Source organism: Streptomyces laculatispora, from assembly GCF_017353455.1.
In the GTDB taxonomy this organism is placed as follows: domain Bacteria; phylum Actinomycetota; class Actinomycetes; order Streptomycetales; family Streptomycetaceae; genus Streptomyces; species Streptomyces laculatispora.
On record NZ_JAFMPZ010000498.1, the window covers coordinates 1 to 16193 of the forward strand.

29 protein-coding genes and 1 pseudogene are annotated in these 16193 nt (G+C 68.9%); 27 read left to right on the top strand and 3 right to left on the bottom strand.

Annotated elements, in window-relative coordinates; translation table 11 throughout:
* Together J1C73_RS35185 and J1C73_RS25280 are read right to left on the bottom strand one after the other, a co-directional pair.
* A partial coding sequence (locus J1C73_RS35185) for a type II secretion system F family protein (protein WP_242644683.1) occupies positions 1 to 606 on the bottom strand: 606 nt, incomplete at its 3' end.
* Between the two features lie 17 nt (positions 607 to 623).
* Positions 624 to 1202: pseudogene (locus J1C73_RS25280) on the bottom strand (ATPase, T2SS/T4P/T4SS family); the annotation flags it as partial.
* Between the two features lie 36 nt (positions 1203 to 1238).
* Here J1C73_RS25280 and J1C73_RS25285 point away from each other — a divergent pair.
* Positions 1239 to 2738 carry a recombinase family protein gene (locus J1C73_RS25285; protein ID WP_207318405.1) on the top strand — a complete coding sequence of 500 codons (1500 nt, stop codon included), beginning with the start codon at positions 1239 to 1241 and terminating at the stop codon, positions 2736 to 2738.
* Positions 2739 to 2750: 12 nt separating this feature from the next.
* On the opposite strand, the gene J1C73_RS25290 is transcribed toward J1C73_RS25285, so the two are convergent.
* On the bottom strand, positions 2751 to 3902 hold the full coding sequence (locus tag J1C73_RS25290) for a helix-turn-helix domain-containing protein (RefSeq protein ID WP_207318406.1): 1152 nt from the start codon (positions 3900 to 3902) through the stop codon (positions 2751 to 2753).
* Between the two features lie 197 nt (positions 3903 to 4099).
* Here J1C73_RS25290 and J1C73_RS25295 point away from each other — a divergent pair, with 197 nt between their 5' ends.
* The 26 genes from J1C73_RS25295 to J1C73_RS25415 all read left to right on the top strand — a co-directional run bounded on the left by J1C73_RS25295 (position 4100) and on the right by J1C73_RS25415 (position 16141).
* Positions 4100 to 4387: a helix-turn-helix domain-containing protein gene (locus J1C73_RS25295; RefSeq protein WP_207318407.1), complete on the top strand. Its 288-nt coding sequence runs from the start codon at positions 4100 to 4102 to the stop codon at positions 4385 to 4387.
* Between the two features lie 23 nt (positions 4388 to 4410).
* The gene (locus J1C73_RS25300; protein ID WP_207318408.1) at positions 4411 to 4788 is read left to right on the top strand and encodes a hypothetical protein; all 378 of its coding nucleotides are present in this window, start codon (positions 4411 to 4413) and stop codon (positions 4786 to 4788) included.
* The gene (locus tag J1C73_RS25305) at positions 4785 to 4979 is read left to right on the top strand and encodes a hypothetical protein (RefSeq protein WP_207318409.1); all 195 of its coding nucleotides are present in this window, start codon (positions 4785 to 4787) and stop codon (positions 4977 to 4979) included. Before J1C73_RS25300 ends, J1C73_RS25305 begins: the two co-directional genes overlap by 4 nt.
* Positions 4976 to 5227 (top strand): hypothetical protein, encoded by a 252-nt coding sequence (locus J1C73_RS25310; protein ID WP_207318410.1) that lies wholly within the window; start codon positions 4976 to 4978, stop codon positions 5225 to 5227. Before J1C73_RS25305 ends, J1C73_RS25310 begins: the two co-directional genes overlap by 4 nt.
* A gap of 77 nt (positions 5228 to 5304) precedes the next feature.
* Positions 5305 to 6216 carry a bifunctional DNA primase/polymerase gene (locus J1C73_RS25315; RefSeq protein ID WP_207318411.1) on the top strand — a complete coding sequence of 304 codons (912 nt, stop codon included), beginning with the start codon at positions 5305 to 5307 and terminating at the stop codon, positions 6214 to 6216.
* Entirely contained in the window at positions 6213 to 7424 is a 1212-nt protein-coding gene (locus J1C73_RS25320; RefSeq protein WP_207318412.1) for an AAA family ATPase, read from the top strand. Before J1C73_RS25315 ends, J1C73_RS25320 begins: the two co-directional genes overlap by 4 nt.
* Positions 7425 to 7644: 220 nt before the next feature.
* Entirely contained in the window at positions 7645 to 7872 is a 228-nt protein-coding gene (locus tag J1C73_RS25325) for a hypothetical protein (protein WP_207318453.1), read from the top strand.
* A gap of 2 nt (positions 7873 to 7874) precedes the next feature.
* Positions 7875 to 8120, top strand: a complete 246-nt coding sequence (locus J1C73_RS25330; RefSeq protein WP_207318413.1) for a hypothetical protein — start codon at positions 7875 to 7877, stop codon at positions 8118 to 8120.
* Between the two features lie 106 nt (positions 8121 to 8226).
* Positions 8227 to 8547, top strand: coding sequence for a hypothetical protein (locus J1C73_RS25335; RefSeq protein ID WP_207318414.1), 321 nt, complete (start codon positions 8227 to 8229; stop codon positions 8545 to 8547).
* 19 nt (positions 8548 to 8566) lie between these two features.
* Positions 8567 to 9094 carry a single-stranded DNA-binding protein gene (locus tag J1C73_RS25340; RefSeq protein WP_207318415.1) on the top strand — a complete coding sequence of 176 codons (528 nt, stop codon included), beginning with the start codon at positions 8567 to 8569 and terminating at the stop codon, positions 9092 to 9094.
* Between the two features lie 14 nt (positions 9095 to 9108).
* On the top strand, positions 9109 to 9321 hold the full coding sequence (locus J1C73_RS25345) for a hypothetical protein (RefSeq protein WP_207318416.1): 213 nt from the start codon (positions 9109 to 9111) through the stop codon (positions 9319 to 9321).
* Positions 9318 to 10037, top strand: coding sequence for a hypothetical protein (locus J1C73_RS35190; RefSeq protein WP_307797794.1), 720 nt, complete (start codon positions 9318 to 9320; stop codon positions 10035 to 10037). Before J1C73_RS25345 ends, J1C73_RS35190 begins: the two co-directional genes overlap by 4 nt.
* Positions 10034 to 10684 (top strand): hypothetical protein, encoded by a 651-nt coding sequence (locus tag J1C73_RS25355; RefSeq protein ID WP_207318417.1) that lies wholly within the window; start codon positions 10034 to 10036, stop codon positions 10682 to 10684. The genes J1C73_RS35190 and J1C73_RS25355 overlap by 4 nt, the downstream gene beginning before the upstream one ends.
* Before the next feature lie 39 nt (positions 10685 to 10723).
* The gene (locus tag J1C73_RS25360; RefSeq protein WP_207318418.1) at positions 10724 to 10945 is read left to right on the top strand and encodes a hypothetical protein; all 222 of its coding nucleotides are present in this window, start codon (positions 10724 to 10726) and stop codon (positions 10943 to 10945) included.
* A gap of 103 nt (positions 10946 to 11048) precedes the next feature.
* The gene (locus tag J1C73_RS35540) at positions 11049 to 11171 is read left to right on the top strand and encodes a hypothetical protein (RefSeq protein WP_278186642.1); all 123 of its coding nucleotides are present in this window, start codon (positions 11049 to 11051) and stop codon (positions 11169 to 11171) included.
* Positions 11168 to 11443, top strand: coding sequence for a hypothetical protein (locus J1C73_RS25365; protein WP_207318419.1), 276 nt, complete (start codon positions 11168 to 11170; stop codon positions 11441 to 11443). Before J1C73_RS35540 ends, J1C73_RS25365 begins: the two co-directional genes overlap by 4 nt.
* The gene (locus J1C73_RS25370; RefSeq protein WP_207318420.1) at positions 11440 to 11667 is read left to right on the top strand and encodes a hypothetical protein; all 228 of its coding nucleotides are present in this window, start codon (positions 11440 to 11442) and stop codon (positions 11665 to 11667) included. Before J1C73_RS25365 ends, J1C73_RS25370 begins: the two co-directional genes overlap by 4 nt.
* Entirely contained in the window at positions 11664 to 12080 is a 417-nt protein-coding gene (locus tag J1C73_RS25375) for a DUF6907 domain-containing protein (protein WP_207318421.1), read from the top strand. The genes J1C73_RS25370 and J1C73_RS25375 overlap by 4 nt, the downstream gene beginning before the upstream one ends.
* Before the next feature lie 70 nt (positions 12081 to 12150).
* A complete protein-coding gene (locus J1C73_RS25380; RefSeq protein ID WP_207318422.1) occupies positions 12151 to 13140 on the top strand; it encodes a hypothetical protein in 990 nt (329 codons plus the stop codon).
* A complete protein-coding gene (locus J1C73_RS25385) occupies positions 13137 to 13301 on the top strand; it encodes a hypothetical protein (RefSeq protein ID WP_207318423.1) in 165 nt (54 codons plus the stop codon). Before J1C73_RS25380 ends, J1C73_RS25385 begins: the two co-directional genes overlap by 4 nt.
* Before the next feature lie 11 nt (positions 13302 to 13312).
* Complete coding sequence (locus J1C73_RS25390) at positions 13313 to 13612, top strand: hypothetical protein (RefSeq protein WP_207318424.1); 300 nt, start codon at positions 13313 to 13315, stop codon at positions 13610 to 13612.
* Between the two features lie 2 nt (positions 13613 to 13614).
* Positions 13615 to 14271 carry a hypothetical protein gene (locus J1C73_RS25395; RefSeq protein ID WP_207318425.1) on the top strand — a complete coding sequence of 219 codons (657 nt, stop codon included), beginning with the start codon at positions 13615 to 13617 and terminating at the stop codon, positions 14269 to 14271.
* Positions 14272 to 14321: 50 nt separating this feature from the next.
* Complete coding sequence (locus tag J1C73_RS25400) at positions 14322 to 14507, top strand: hypothetical protein (RefSeq protein ID WP_207318426.1); 186 nt, start codon at positions 14322 to 14324, stop codon at positions 14505 to 14507.
* Positions 14508 to 14824: 317 nt separating this feature from the next.
* Complete coding sequence (locus J1C73_RS25405) at positions 14825 to 14998, top strand: hypothetical protein (protein WP_207318427.1); 174 nt, start codon at positions 14825 to 14827, stop codon at positions 14996 to 14998.
* A 348-nt stretch (positions 14999 to 15346) separates the two neighbouring features.
* On the top strand, positions 15347 to 15613 hold the full coding sequence (locus J1C73_RS25410; protein ID WP_207318428.1) for a hypothetical protein: 267 nt from the start codon (positions 15347 to 15349) through the stop codon (positions 15611 to 15613).
* Between the two features lie 243 nt (positions 15614 to 15856).
* On the top strand, positions 15857 to 16141 hold the full coding sequence (locus J1C73_RS25415) for an HNH endonuclease (protein WP_207318429.1): 285 nt from the start codon (positions 15857 to 15859) through the stop codon (positions 16139 to 16141).
* The last annotated feature ends 52 nt before the right edge of the window (positions 16142 to 16193 follow it).

The window sequence follows — 16193 nt, forward strand, 5'->3', positions numbered from 1 at the left end:
CTCCAGCCGGTCCAGACCGGCCGCGAGTCCGGCCCCGCCGTCAACCGCCACCCGCCAGCAGGCGGCCACTCCGGCGAGCCCGTCCAGGCCCGGTTCGCAGGCCGCCTGTCCCAGTGCTCCCGGGACATCGCCCCCGAACCGCGCCGCAGCCGACACCCCCGCCTCCGCCACGCCCAACGCCCCTGTTCCGCGGACCGCGACGAGCAGCGCCTGCCCCGGTTCGCGGCCGGCCCTCAGCTCACCCACCACCGCACCGCACAGGTCCACCACTCCGTCGGCCCGGTGCTCCCGGTCCTCGCGCAACTTCCTTCTCCGCAGCCATCGCCGTACCAGCGGCACCGCGACCGCCCCAGCGGCCATCGGCAGAACGGACTCGCCAAGGACCCCCAGAACCAGAGCCACCGGCAGGCACAGCAGCTCCCGCCGCCCGCTCAGCCACACCTGGAGCCGCCTCCGACCGCTCTCCCATCGCTTCCCCGGGGGCGACTCCGCAGCCCCTTCGACGAACAACTCCCTTGCTCTCCGGCGCCCTTGGCCCCGCCCGGCCACCACCAGCCAGGCAGCTGCTCCCGCGCACAGCGCCGCCGCATGCACCGCCTCCGGCATCGCCACCTCCGCACCGGTCACAGCTCACCCCCGATCAGCGACCGCAGCCGCTCCCAGCCCCGCTCGCGCTCGAATCCGGCCGCGCCCCACCGCAGTGCCGGTACGGTCACCACCAGTCCCGCCGCATCCCGCTCCAGAACCTGGACCTCGGCAATCCGCCGCCGCCCGGCCCGGTCCCGTACGAGATGAACCACCACGGACAGCGCCGCCGCCAGCTGGCTGTGAAGTGCCGTACGGTCCAACCCCGCCGCCGTCCCCAGCGCCTCCAGCCGGGCCGGGACGTGCTCGGCCGCGTTTGCGTGGACCGTCCCCGAGCCGCCCTCATGGCCGGTATTCAGCGCAGCCAGCAGTTCGGTGACTTCCGCACCCCGTACCTCCCCGACCACCAGCCTGTCGGGCCGCATACGCAGGGCCTGTCGCACCAGGTCCCGGAGCGTCACCTGCCCGGCACCCTCCTGGTTGGCAGGACGCGATTCCAGCCGTACGACGTGCGGATGGTCCGGACGCAACTCGGCGGAGTCCTCGGCGAGCACGATCCGCTCCTGCTCCCCGACCGCACCCAGCAGGCTGGCGAGGAGCGTTGTCTTCCCGAACCCATGACAAAGGCACCTCTGTTGACGGACACTCGGAGCATGAGCCCCACTCTTCGCGCCGCCATCGACACTGCGACAGGCGGCCGTCAGCGCGCCGTCATCTACTGCCGCATCAGCCAGGACCGCACCGGCGCCAACCTCGGCGTCGACCGGCAGCGCGAGGACTGCGAGGCCCTCGCCGAACGCAACGGCTGGGACGTCGTAGAGGTGTACGTCGACAACGACGTGTCCGCGTTCAGCGGGAAGCTCCGCAAGGACTACCGCCGGATGCTCGCCGACCTCGAACTGGGCACCGCCACGATCGTGATCGCGTGGCACACCGACCGGCTGCACCGCTCCCCCACCGAGCTGGAGGAGTACATCGACCTCTCCGAGCGGCGCGGAGTGTCCACGCACACATGCCAGGCCGGGTCCATCGACCTGTCGTCACCGTCTGGTCGGATGACCGCCCGCATCCTCGGTGCCGTCGCCAGGCAGGAATCCGAGCACAAGGGCCACCGTGTCGCCGCCGCCCGTCGGCAGAAGGCGAAGGCCGGACTCTGGTCCGGAGGCCTGCGGCCGTTCGGGTGGGGTGTGCCCACCGGCGAGACGAAGAAGAAGACCGTGAAGGGCACCGGCGAGGAGATCGACGTGCCCGTCCTCGACATGACCAAGCTGGTCCCCGAAGAGGCCGCGGCACTGGACGCGGGCACGGACCAGATCCTTGCCGGCGGCTCGATCAAGGGCTGGGTACGGTGGCTCGCCGGCAAGGGGCTGCTGTCGACGCAGGGCAAGCCCATCGAGCACGGCACCGCACGGGACCTGCTGCTGCGGCCGAGGAACGCCGGCATCGCCGTGTACAGGGGCGAGGAGATCGGGAAGGGCAAGTGGGAGGCCGCGGTCGATGAGCCGCGCTTCAGGGCCGTTGTGGCGGTCCTGACGAACCCGGCCCGGACCACAACCCCCGGCCCGACACCGAAGTGGTTCGGATCGCTGATCTACGAGTGCGGCTACGAAGGGTGCAAGCAGACAGTCATCTGCACCCTCGCCGGCGGGGGCAACTACCCGAGCTACCGATGTCAGAACCAGTGCGGCGGTGGGCGGAAGGCCGAAGTCCTCGACCGGTACATCCAGGACCTGCTGATCGAGCGCCTGTCACGCGACGACGCGGCCGACCTGCTGCAGCCCGCACCGGACGGGGTCAACGTCGCCGCCTTGCAGCTGGAGAGCGAGCAGATCCGCCGCCGGCTCACCGACCTCGCCGCACTGTTCGGCGCCGGCACCGTCGACATGGCCCAGTTCGCCGAGGGCTCGGACGTCGCCCGCGCCCAGCTCGAAGGCGCCACCGCGCAACTGGCCAGGGCCGCGGTCAAGGACCCGCTCGTCGGCCTGGTCGGCGTGCCCGATGTGCGCAAGGCGTGGGAAGGACTCGATCTCGACCGCCGGCGCACCGTGCTGCGAACACTGCTGAAAGTCACGCTGCGGAAGCCGCGGCCGGGCCGCATGCCCGACGGCGGATACTTCGACTACGACGCCATCGAGACCGAGTGGAAGCGATGAAGTGCTCTGCGGCTATGCGCCCTCTCCCTCGCCATCTTCCGACTCGTGTACAAGCCGCATCCCTTTCCGCTCAAGCACTCGCGCCAGGGCTTCCGCAATCTCTTCTGCCGCCGACGCAGTGTACGCCTCTCTCGACTGAGTAAAGCTAACGTCTTCTTGGGGTTCCGAATTCTGGCTCTCACCGGCTTCGGAAGCGCCCTCCGCCTCCACTCTTGCATCTCTTTCACGCATAACCTGGCCCCAGTCGACCTCCTCCTCTCGGATACTCATAGGGCTCTGCTCGCTGGACTTGACGCGAAGATCAAATGCCTTCGGCTTTGCAACCCTGTCTTCCAGGAAACCAGCATTCGGGGCTAGGTAAGAGAGCTCGCGCGGGAGCAGAGGGAGAACCAGCCCTCTGGAGGCAATTTCGTCTCGATACTTTCGAACCGCGGCGTCACTCAGGTGCACTTCCTCTTCAGTCGAGTCCGCCCAAGTCCTGGCGTAGCGGAGCTGATCCCTCAGCGACTCCGCCCGTCTACGCGCGTCGGACAGCTGCTCCGATAGCTCGTGGCGACGGCGAGCGATCCGATGATGCTCATCCCCGTTGATCAGGCCGGGAACCGAGATCCTCCGCAATTCCTCATCAGCCAGATCCAATTCAGCTTCTGCCTGCCCCTCCAGCGCCGCCGCGTCGGAATATTCGAGCTCAAGCGAAACCATTCGCCGTGCCGCTTCACTGCGCTTACGCATCCGCTGCTGCAGCTGTCGCACCGCATCCTGGTGTAGACGGACCAGCCCTAGCGGCGTCTCAAAGAATTCATCTGATACGTCTTGATCAATGAAAACGCGCCCCGAAATCCATTCGACGGCCGCGTAGGGTTCCATGTAGCCGCCCGGTAGTGACTCACTTTGTGACTCGTGACCGACTGGGAACATGAGAACCCCAGGCGGAACCCCTAGGGCATGAGCTAGTACCAGCACTTCGGCAACGGTGACTGTGGTCCGCCGGCCGCTCTCCAGGTTCGCCAGGACTGAGCGCTGGATAGGCATACCGATTGCGGCGCAGCGATCCGAAAGTTGCTGAGCGCTCAGCCCTTGGGCTTGACGGTGTCGCCTGACCTCGGCGGCGATCGAGAGGGCCAGCCTCGTCGACCAGTCGGGCGCGCTTGATTCCTGTGCCATGACAGCGAGACTCCCACGGTTTCTGTGTGCGGACCAACTGGCACGGACTGCGCCAGAGCGGACGCTGTGTCACAGCGGAGACGTTCCCACGACTTCTGTGTGCGCACAAGACAACATGGCTTGACATCCATAGAACGCACCGAGCACACTCGGGCTACTTCCTCAGGAAGCAACTTCCGCAAGGAGTGCCACGAATTATGACAACCGCAACGGAGCGTCGACCGCTCACCCGTACCGAGGTGCTCGCACTGCCTGCGGTGGTGGACATCGAGACAGCGGCTCGGGCCTTCGGACTGGGTCGCACAACGGCATACGCCTTGGCCAAATCGGGCGACTTCCCGTGCCAGGTCATCAGGGCCGGCCGGGCATACCGGGCGATCACCGCGGACCTGCTCCGGGTCCTGCACATCTCCCCGGAAATCAGCGAAGCCGCCGCAGCGGTAACTGCGACGGCTTCGAGCGAACCGACCACCCAGACCCCGTGAAGAGCAGAGAGGGCCGATTCACCATGATTATCTCAGACGCCACCGACAGTCGACAGTCGAACCCCGGACAGGCGGAACCGGCCATCACCCGGGCCACCGTCACCACCGGGCAGATCATGAACCGGCCCCTCGACCAGGTGCTCACCGCCTTGGGCATCCGGGTCATCGAGTCGTCGATCACCGACGCCAACTTCTACGGCTGCGTCCACATCGGCAACGGGCGGACCACCATCCTCACCTCGCCGGGCCGAGACAAGTTCGTCACGGACTGCATGATCCGCTACCTCATCGCCGAGTCCCTCGGCCTCGACGTCACGCCGCTCCCCAAGCCGTTCGAGGTCGAGTTCACCGACTTCACCGGCAAGGCACGCGAGGTCGCAAGCCAGGCGGTCCGCCCGTGACCGACCAGCACACCACCGCGGCGGCCGAGGACACCCTCGGCCGCCCGGCCGGGACCGACCACGGCGACGCCGCGTACTGGGCCCGCGTCCGGCGCATCGTCGCCCAGGCGCCGCCCCTCACCGACCTGCAGCGCGCCCGACTCCGCGCCGCTTTCCATCAGCCGGCCGACCACAAGGAGAAGGCAGCATGAGCGAGCGCCGCCCCGGCCAGTGGCCGGTCGACAACCCCGTCGAGCTCCCTGAGATGGACGAGCAGGGCGCCCAGCACCTGGCGCTCGTCGCCGAACAGGCACGCTTCCACGTCACGTTGGGCGCCATCCGCGCCGACCTCGAAGCCCAGCCCAGTGAGATCTGCCGCCGCGCCGCCGCGCGCCGCTGGCAACAGGCCATCACCCAGCTCGCCGACGAACTGACCGGACACCTGCGAGAAGCCGGGTGACCTGCGGCGGGCCGCCATCCACTGGCGGCCCGCCCGACACGGACACTCATCCCAGCTCGCAGAAGAGAGCCCAGTTCGTGAACGACGGCACGAAGATCCCGAAGAACCACCGCGACGCCGCCCTGGCCTACGCCGCCCTCGGCATCAAGGTCTTCAGGGTCCGCCGCAGCAAAGCGCCCTACGCCAACTGCGCCCGCTGCGACATCAAGAGCAGCATCTACATCAAGCACCGCCCAGAAGAATGCCAGTGCGGCGTGGCCACCTGCCACGGCTTCCACGCCGCCACCACCGACACCAACCTCATCCGCAGATGGTGGACGGAGGAGCCGGACGCGAACATCGGCGCGCCGTGCAAGCTCAACGGGTGGGCAGTCCTCGACGTCGACCCGCGCAACGACGGCCACACATCCCTGTGCGCCCTGGAGCAGCGCGTCGGCGTCCTGCCCGGCACCACCATGCAGATCACCGGCGGCGACGGCCTCCACATGCTGTACCTATCACCCGGGTTCGACCTGCCCGGCGAGCCGTTCCCCGGCATCGACTTCAAGCACAACGGGTACATCCTGCTGGCCCCGTCCGTGCACTCCTCGGGGTGCCGCTACCAGTGGCCCGGCACCGGCAACGTCTTCCACAAGCCGACCACCGCCTGGCCGAGCACGCTCCTGCCCCGCAAGGAGAAGCCGCGCGTCCCCGGGCAGGCCCGCCGCCAGACGTCGCTGTCCGGGATCCGCCGGCCCGGGAAACACTGGACGGTCGAGACCCTGGTGCAGCACGTCATGGACGCGGGCGAGGGCAACCGCAACGCGAGCCTGTACTTCGCTGCATGCAGGGCGAACGAGAGCGCGGACCAGGGCGCCCTCGACCTGTACGAAGCCGAGAACGCACTCGTCTCTGCAGGGCAGGCGGTGGGACTTGCCGACGGCGAGATCCTCGCGACCATTCAGAGCGCCGCCCGTCGCCCGTCCGATAGGACCTGGGTGGCGGCATGACGACCACCGCGTTCGACGAAGCGGCCGCACGGTTCTTCGGTGATGAGGAACCGCCCGACGGCGAGGTGCTGACGGAGCAGGCGGCCGCGTCGCCGCGTCGCCTGGTCCTCACCCCTGCCTCGTCGATCCGTATCCGGCCCGTCCGGTGGCTGTGGGACACCACCCCGCAGGACGCGCCGCCTACCTCGCACGGCCGGATCCCGCTCAACTCGCTCGCCATCGCGGCGGGCGGGCCGGGGCTGGGCAAGTCTCAGTACGCCTGCTGGATCACCGCCCGGATCACAACCGGCACGCTCCCCGGTGAGCTGTACGGCAAGCCGCGGGGCGTCATCTACGCGGCGACCGAGGACTCCTGGTCCATGACGATCGCGCCGCGTCTCGTCGCTGCCGGGGCCGACATGGACCGGGTGTTCCGGGTGGACGTCAAGGACGACGAGGAGATGCACGCCCGCCTCACCCTGCCGAAGGACATCTCGCTCATGGGGAAGGCCGCCGAGGAGTACAGCGTCGCGCTGCTCGTCGCCGACCCGCTGCTTTCCATGATCGACGCCACCATCAACGACTACCGGGCAGCGGAAGTCCGGTCCGCGCTGGAGCCGCTGGTCGCCGCCGCGGACCGGCACGACTTCACCATCCTCGGCCTGGCCCACTTCACGAAAGCGGGTGGCGCCGATCCGCTCAGCCGCCTCGCTGGATCCGGCGCCTTCGGGCAACTCATCCGATCGCTGATCGCGTTCGCCAAGGAAGAAGGAGAAGACGGAGTGGACGAGTTCGTCATGAGCCTGGAGAAGAACAACCTCGGCCGGCTCGGCCTGCCATCACACGCCTACACGATTCAGGCGGCCACCGTCGACACCGACGAAGGCCCGTCCTACGTCTCCCGGTTCGTCCTCGGACCGGAGTCGACCACATCGGTCCGCGAAGTCATGCGGGCAGAGAACAACGGCGAGAGCAGCGGGTCGACGAACGAGGTGGCCGAGTGGCTGGCCGGATTCCTTGCCGATCTCGGCGGCTCAGCAGAGGCGCGGGAGATCAAGAAGGTCGCCCGGCTGCAGGCGTTCAGCGACTCGTCGGTGGACCGGGCGAAGAAGAAGCTCGGGATCCGCTCCCGTCAGGAGGGGTTCGGGAAGGAGCGAACGTCCCACTGGTTCCTGCCCACCGCATGGGTCGAAGAGGGCACGAACACCAGCCCTCCACACACACGCTGACGTACATGGTGCGATTGGTGAGATTGGCTCTGACCTGCGGTTTCTCTCACGCACTCACCTGACGAACATGGTGAACATGGTGACGAACATGGGGCTCCCATTCTCACCATGTTCGTCACTCCGACTTCCATGTTCGTCACCATTCTCGTCACTACAAAACAGCAGGTCAGATCCATTCTCACCAATCTCATCAATCAACTTTGTGTATGCGAGGAGAGCAGTGGACGTAAACGGCATCGTCGCGGAGCAGGTCGCTGCTGCCCGCGTCCGCATCCAGGCGGCGAAGCGGCGGCGCGAGGAAATGTCCGCCGCCCGCCGCCGCGGCCTCGCCGCCCGCCACGCCAACAAGCTCCGCAACCTGCGCGAGTCAGAAGCCCGCGCAGCTGTGGGGCAGCAGCCCACAACCGTGACCGACACGGTCACGGACACCACCGAGAAGGAGAACTGATCGTGGACCTTCAGGCCCTTGCAGCAGATCTGATCACCCGCACCGAGAAGGCCGTGGAGCAGGTCGCTGGCCTCTCGGCGCACACCGGCATCACCTTCAAGATCGACGACATCGTCGACGCCGTCGAGCGAGACCTGCCCGCCAACTACCCCGCCCCCTCGGCGGAGGGGGCACTCACCCGCCGGGACGTCATCACGTCCATGGCAAACGACATCCTCACCGGCGCGATCTACGAGGACGCCGCCTGACCGCACGACAGCGGCCGGGCCCGCGGTTATCGGGCCCGGCCACCCACCCAGCATCCCGCAACCGTGTCGATATCGACACGGTTCCCCCCGAGGAGGAGACCCCCTGATGTCCGAGCTCGACCACTGGCAGGACCGCCTCACCGTCGCCGCCCAGACCCTCGTCAGTGCGCACGCCGACCTTCGCGTCCGCGGCTACGACAAGGAGCCCAACATCACCGCCGCAGCCCTCGACGACATCGAGGACATGGTGCGCGAACTCCGAGCCAAAGGCTTCGGCGCAGAGGGCAGCGTTGGCCACGGGCGAGCTGAGTTGATCGAAGAAGCCAACCTCTACGGCGACCACACCTGCACCTGCCCGTACTGCCTCCACGCGGAACTCGTACCGCCGACCGCCGAAGCCCTCGGTGCCATCACCTTCAACCTCTGATCTGAACGGAGACACCCTGATGTCCGGAGAGACCACGATCACGATCGTCGGCAACCTGGTCGACGACCCCGAGCTCCGCTTCACCCCGGCCGGCGCCGCCGTCGCGAAGTTCCGCGTCGCCTCCACTCCGCGGGTCTTCGACAAGCAGACCAACGAGTGGAAGGACGGCGAAGGCCTGTTCCTCACCTGCTCCGTGTGGCGGCAGCAGGCCGAGAACGCCGCCGAGACCCTGAAGCGCGGCATGCGCGTCATCGTCCAGGGGCGCCTCAAGCAGCGCTCCTACGAGGACCGCGAGCAGGTGAAGCGCACCGTGTACGAGATCGACGCCGAAGAGGTCGGCCCGTCCCTGCTCCGTGCCTCGGCCGCGGTCACGAAGAACCCCGCCGCCGGCGGGCAGCAGGGCGGCGCCCAGGCCGCCGACCCGTGGGCCGGAGCCAGGCCCGCCCAGAACCAGCAGCCCTCGCAGCAGAGTGGCGGCTGGGGAGGGCAGCAGCCCGCCGCCCCGACGCAGGCCGCGCCGGGCTCCTCCGACGAAGCCCCTTTCTGAGACGAGGAAACGTCATGTCGAACGTGTTGATGTGGCTGCTGTACGGGGCGTACATCGGGTTCGCCTCCACGGCCGCCGTCCACATCCTGTGGACCGGTAAGGATGAGCGCCGCGTCGCTGCCGCCGGCCAGGCCGAAGCGGACGCGGCGCTGAAGAAGGCGAGCGGCGACCACGTCCTGGCCGTGTTCCAGCTGAATCGGCTGACCCGTGGACGGAGGCGAGCGTGAGCAGGGAAGGAGAGGTGTACCGGCAGCCGGGTGCCCTGGCTGGGCAGATCGTCCGGCGGGCTGATGCCCCCGACCAGTCGTTTTCCCGGACCCAGGAAAACGCTCGTGGGCGCTCCGACGACTACGACCCGGAGGACGTCCAGTTCTCGGCCCGCTCCGATGGCGGAGACGTGGTGATGTACCTGCCGGAGATCACCTACCTGGACACCCAGCAGTGGTCGGTCGAGATCGGTCTCGCACCGGACCGCCTCGTGCAGCTGCGCGACGCCATCGACAACCACCTGCGTGGGGCAGAAGCCCACGCAGGTGTGGGCCAGCAGCCCACAACTGTGGGGCAGCAGCCCACGGTTGCGGCACCCCCGAAGGGTGCCGCAAACGACAGCCCTTCTAAGGGGAGGTCAGTTGCCGCCCAGACGGAAGCAACGGTTGAGCTCCGGGCCCGGCTGCGTGCGGCGTTGCGCCGCCACATCGACCCGGACGACGACACCATGCCCGCGATCTGGCCCGGCGGCGACTTCATCTGGCTCGGCACCGACAGCGTCATCGACGACCTGGTCGCCGCGGTTGGCGCCGAGCAGCTGATCGCCGAGCGGGACCAGGCGGTGGCCGCCGTCGAGCGGGTGCGGGCCGAGTGCGTGGCGATCGGCACCCCGCACATCTGCAACGCCGTCGACCGGATCCTCGGCGTGCTCGACCAGCCGAAGGAGCAGCCGTGACCCAGTGCCAGCTGTGCGAGCAGCAGATGGACGACGACGGCTACCTGTGCCGCGGGTGTGTGAAGGCGACCAGGGTTCGGCTGGAGTGCCTGCCCGACCTGTACGCCGGGCTGCTGCCGTTCCTCGCCCCGCCCGGGGGGAACGGTGGCGGCCGAGGCTCGAAGCCCGTGTACGCCCCGCTGCCGGTCGTCGAGGACATCCTCGACCTGCGCGGACCGGGTGGCCTGGTGGGCACGGCAGAGCAGTGGCTGACTGTCATTTGCCGGGACCGTGGGCACACTGTGGCCACACCGGACGGCGGCGGCATCGAGGCCCGGCTTCGCGCCGCGGTGAGCGGGCTGCTGGCGAACATGCCGTGGGTGGCAGTGTCCTGGCCCGACGCCGGCGAGTTCGCGGCGGACATCCGGGAGCTGAGCCGGTCCGTGACCTCGATCATCGCCCCCGTCCCGGCAGTCGATCGGGGCCGGCGGATCGGGCACTGCCCGGCGATCGATCCGTCCGGGACGCTGTGCGGTGCGGTGCTGCGGCTGGCGCCCGGCGAGAAGGCTGTCCGGTGCGGGTGGTGCGACACCCGGTACCCGCCCTACGTGTGGGCGCAGTTGAAGGCGTGGATGACCGAGGACGAGAAGGCGCGACATGCCGCGTAGCCCTTGCGCGTCTAAGCCTGGGTTAGATAGAGTCGTCCCGTGAACGCGATCCCATGGCGGGAACGGGTCCGCGGGGAGGACGAGCTGGTGGAACAGCTCCAGACCCTCGTATCCGAATCCGCCAAACGAAGAGCGCTCGCCTTGCTCGACGGCGTGGCCGAACTGGGGACCGTGGCCGATGTGGCCAGGGAACTCGGGAAGAGCTGGAACGCCGTTGACGCGGCGATCAAGAAGAACGGGCCAGGCCCGACAACCACATAGAGCAGGGCCGGGTGACAGCTCCCAGGTGGTGGAACACCTGGAGCGGCCGCGTCACCCGACCCCAGACCGAACACCATCCTGACTAGACCAGGAGGCATCGGCCATGGCCGATCATTTCACGCGCACCCCTGCGTGCGTAGACCCGCACCACCCCGGCGACAGCGACCCCGACATGGACGAGGCTCTGCGCCGCGTCCGCGCCGGCCGCCCGGCGGTGGCAGCATGACGACGCCACTCGCCCTCAGCGACGACACCATCACCCTCCTCGGCCAGCTCGCCGACACCCTCGACGCGAAGCGGCCCCACGCGGAGATGCTGGAGCCCATTCGTCTCGCCCGCTGCCTGGTCCTCGCCGAGCAGCTGCACGGGCCCACCGAGGCCGCGTTCGCCGCCGAGCAGGACCTCCTCGCCGCCGCCCCGCCCGTCCGGCACGGCACCACCAGGGGCGAGTACGCCGCCCTCCTCCGCCTCATCGCGCAGGGGGTGAGCGCCGGATGAGTACCAACCCCAGCGAGTCGTACACCGCGCTGTACGACCCGGAGACCGACGCGCTCCCCAACGCCTCATCCCTGAGCGAGGCGCTCCGCCGAGCCCGCAAGACCCTCGACGAGAAGGCCGCCGCGAACATCCACGACAGGGACGCGATGATCCGCGCCGCCGTCGGCCTGGAGATGTGCCTCCGCCAGCTCGTCGCCGCCCTCGACAAGGAGGCCGGCCGATGAGCAAGGACCGGCCGATCGTGGCCCCGCAGCCGCGTCGCAACGCGGACGGCACCACCACCGTCACCACCCTGGACGCCGGAGACGTGCGGCTGGTCTGCCCGTCGTGGTGCGTGTTCCAGCACGGCTACCGGCATCCGCCGGCGAAGGCGGAGATCACGCACCGGAGCGAACCGGAGTGGGCGTTGGCCGACACCCCCGAGCACGGGCCAACGAGCCTCGTCGGGGTCAGCCTGGTGCAGTGGCCGTTCAGCGACCGCCCGCAGGTCTGCCTGTCCGTCGAGACGGATGACGGGCACCTGGAGGTCGGGCCGACCGGTGCACACCGGATCGCCGCCGCCCTCCGCAAGCAGGCCGACCACATCGACACCATGGTCGACCAGCTGATCAGCCTGCGGGCCGGTGAGGACCAGTGAAATTCCTCTACCTCCTCGCCATGATCTGGCCGCTCGTCCTCATCGCCTACCTGATCGGGAGGGCGGCCGGATGAACCGCAACGCCTGGCGCTTCGCCCTGACCGTCGTGTCCCTCGCCGCGCTCGCCACCACCGGATGGTCCCTCTACGCCGTCGCCCGCCACTACGACGCACCCAAGGTCATCGCCGTGGCCGTGTTCCTCGTGTTCGACGGCATCGCCTACGCCTGCCTCCACCTCGCCTCGGAAGCATCGGCGGCCGGTCGGTCCGCGTTCGGGGCCCGCGCCACCGCGGTCGGCATGGCCGGGGTGTCCGTCTACCTCAACCGGTTCCATGCCGACCTCATCCACGGCGGCACCCCCGCGTTCCTCCTCTTCGCGATCCCCACCGTCGGCCTGCTCCTGCTCTCCGAGCTGTCGTGGGCCGGGCCCCGAGCCGAAGCGCGCGCCGAACGGGCAGAGCAGCCCTACCGGCTCCCCGCGTTCGGCGGCTGGGCCTGGGCCCTCGCCCCACGCCTTGCCGGCAGCACCGTCAAGGCCCGCGCGATTGCCCACATCGAGCACGGGCCGACCGCCGCCATCACAGCCCCCGAGCCCGCGGTGAAGTACACCGCGACCGAGGTACTGCGGCGCCGCTTCGCCGAGATGGACCCTGCTGACGCGATCCGCATCGCCCATGATGCGCACCCTGATACGCCCCCCGCCGAGCTCGCCTCCATGCTCATCACCTACGGGGTGATCGTGGACGCCGTCCAGGTCGCTCTCGTCCTGCACGGGCCGCGTACAGAGGTCTCCGTTGAGCGCGACGAGGACGACGATGCGGGTGATGCGCATCATGATGCACCCCAGGTCGGGGGTGGTGTCGACGCGACCAAGACGAAGGCGATCCTCGACGCCGTTACCGCCCTTGGGGACCGTGGCTTCACGTCCGCCGACGTCGCCGACTGGGTGATGCGCAGTACCGGCATCGCGGTGAAGCCGAACTACGTCCGCACGACGCTGTCCCGCGAAGCGAAGAAGGCGAAGCCGTCCCGTGGCCCGATGGAAGGCGGCTACGCGTGATCACCTACCACGCGCTCGGCTACTACGGCCTCTTCGCCGCCCTCGGCGCCGTCCTCCTCCTGACGCTGCTGCCCAACGGGTCCCGCGCGCACCGCCTGCTCTCCCGCGCGCTCCTCACCGCGCTCCTCATCACCGCCGCCATCGTCGGCCTCTCGTACTGAAGGACCACACCGTGAACACCACACTCCTCGCCGCCATCGACACCGCCAGCCAGCACTCCATGGCCGCCCCGCCCGCCGCCGGCGCCCCCGGCGGATCCGTCCCCATCAGCGTCCTCCTGATCATCGCCCTGTCCGGTGTGGCCTGGTGGATGTTCAAGCACGGCGACAAGACCAAGAAGCTCCACCTCATGCCCGGCTTCGTCTGCCTCGGCCTCGGACTGTCCATGTCCGGCACCCAGATCGGCAACATGGTCAACCAACTGTTCGGCACCTTCGCCCAGATGATCGCCTCCTTCGCCAGCAACGCCTGACCATGACCACCGAGTCCGAGGCCGACACCCTCGAACTGCCGCCCGTCCCCGAGTTCGGGACCGGGCGGCCCCGGTGGGCAGCCCAGCGCATCCACCCCCGGCGCCTCGCCCGCGGCCACCTCACCCAGTGGGCCAGGCTCCGCGCCTGGACAATCGCCGCCGACCACCCGGCCCGCGGCGCCGCCGTCGCTCGCCGCACCGCAGGCCTCGCCTTCGCCGCACTCCTCGCGTGGCGCACCGGCCACCAACAGCCCCAGCTCCTCGCCATCGCGGCCGGCACCTACACCGTCACCGCCTGGCGGGCAGGCCGCCCCGTCCCACCAACCCCACCAACCGAGAAGGAGCTACGCCGCCGAGTCGTCCTCGGCGTCCAGCAGCTGCTCGGCGACGACCCCGCCGTGTTCCTCCGAGACGTGTACGACGCGCTGCGGGCCCGCCCTGCAGCCGCTCACCTCGACGACGCCCGACTCCGAGCCGTCCTCCTCGACTGCGGCATCACCATCCACCGCAGCGTCCGCGTCAGCCCCACCAAGACCGGCAACAGCGGCATCAAGGCCGCCGACATCACGGCCCTGCTCTCCCCCACGCCTGTAGAGGCCCCTTCCGATGACGTAGACGCAGGTCAGGCATCCACAGAAGGGGCTGTAGAGCCCGCGTAGACCACCCGTAGAGCGGGCCGTAGACCCGCATCACACCCAAGGAGAACCCCATGGCACTGACCAACTACCAGTGGACCGCCACCGGAACCGACACCAAGACGGGAGAGCCCGCCAATGGGTCCGGCGCCGTCGAAGCGGAAACCCCGAGGGAGGCCGAGGCGATGGTCATCGGCTTCTGCAAGGGGAAGGACATGCAGCCCACGGACATCGTCCTCACGTACACCCGCAACAGCTGACACACCCCAGGGCGGCCGCATCACTGCCAGGCGACCGCGGCCGCCCCGGGCCCCATCCCCAACCACGAGACAGGACCACGATCATGGCACTCAACCCGATCACCATCGACGAACTCCGCCGCCGGAACGAGGAGTCCCAGCGGCAGCGGGACGCCGAGAAAGCCGCCGAGGCGAAGTAGGTGTAGCTACACCGGGGCCCCTGCCGTTGTAGTGACGGCCGGGGCCTCCCCGCGCGCGCGGAGGCGGCACACTTTACGAGATCCCGTAAAGTTCTCCTCCTCGGGCCTCCCCGCGCGCGGAGGCGGCACACTGGACACATGCCGATCCTCGTCGACATCTACGCCGCGTCAGCAGCCACCGGCATCAGGCCCGGAGCCATCCGCGTCCGCCTCCACCGCGGCTCGCTCACCCACCACGGCTACGACCGCGCCGGCCGCGCCCTCATCGACCTCAACGAACTCCCCGCCACCCTCACCGCCAAGGCAGCTTGACCAGCACGATCACCCGGTGTAACACTCAAGGGGCGTCCGGCATGCCCGGACAACACCAGGCCCGCCCGATGTGGCGGGCCTTCGTCTTGTTCGCCGCCAGCAAGGGATGCCATGGCCCGGACGACGTTCACTCAAGCCATTGCGGACACTGACGCAGCGGCCGCCTACCTAGCCTCGGACGAAGCCGCTGAACTGGCCTACCAGTCGCAGCAGACGGTTGACGCCGAAGACCGCCGCTTCTGGGCATCACTCGAACCGATCCGGGTCCGCCGAGTCTCCGCATTCCCTTCACGTCGCCTTCGCATCTGCCCCATGATGGCCCCACGCCGCACAGCCCAAGGGGGGCCCATGGGATTCATGAACGACGCCAAGGCACAGGAAGCCGGCAAGCGAGCCCGCGAGGCCTACGCCAACGGTGACTACGTCCTCGTGTACAAGTTCATCGAGGCCAACACCAACAGCAAAGCCACCGCGCCCATGACCGGCATCGCCGACCAGATCCAAGCAGTCGAGTCCGCCGGATGGATGCTCCAGAACATGGCAGCTGCGGAAGGCAAGGCACTCACCGGCGAACGCATCGCCCTCATCTGCCTCTTCCGCAGGCGCAACCAGTAGCACCACCTCGAACCGGCCCGGCTGCATCCCCCGTTGCGGCCGGGCCTACTCATGCCCGGAGGTAGACGTGGAACACCGCGCCACCCTGGCACGCGACCTGCGCAAGCTCCCGCCTACCGACGGCTGGGCAGCATACGAACCAGCAGGAACAGCCAGGGCCACATGCCCATGCGGGCTCGACACCGACCGCATCCCCGAAGGCGAAGCCATCGCCATCGCACGCAACCACGCGGGCAGCAGACGATGAGCGGACGCTCCGACCTCACCGCCTACGCCTACCGCAAGGGCCGCGCCGCCTTCCTCGCGGACAACGACGTGTGCCACATCTGCGGACACGTCGGAGCCGACGTCATCGACCACATCCGCCCTGTCGCATCCGGTGCCGACCCCCGCGACCGCGACAACTGGGCACCAGCCCACGGCGTCAACCGCTGCCCCACCTGCGGCCGCAACTGCAACGGCGAGAAGGGCGCAAACACCCAGGTCAAAGGCCTGACCACATCACGCGACTGGTACCGACCGAGCTGATCAAGCCGGACGAACCGCTTCCCCTTTTTGGGGAGGCCTCATCCCAGCCCCG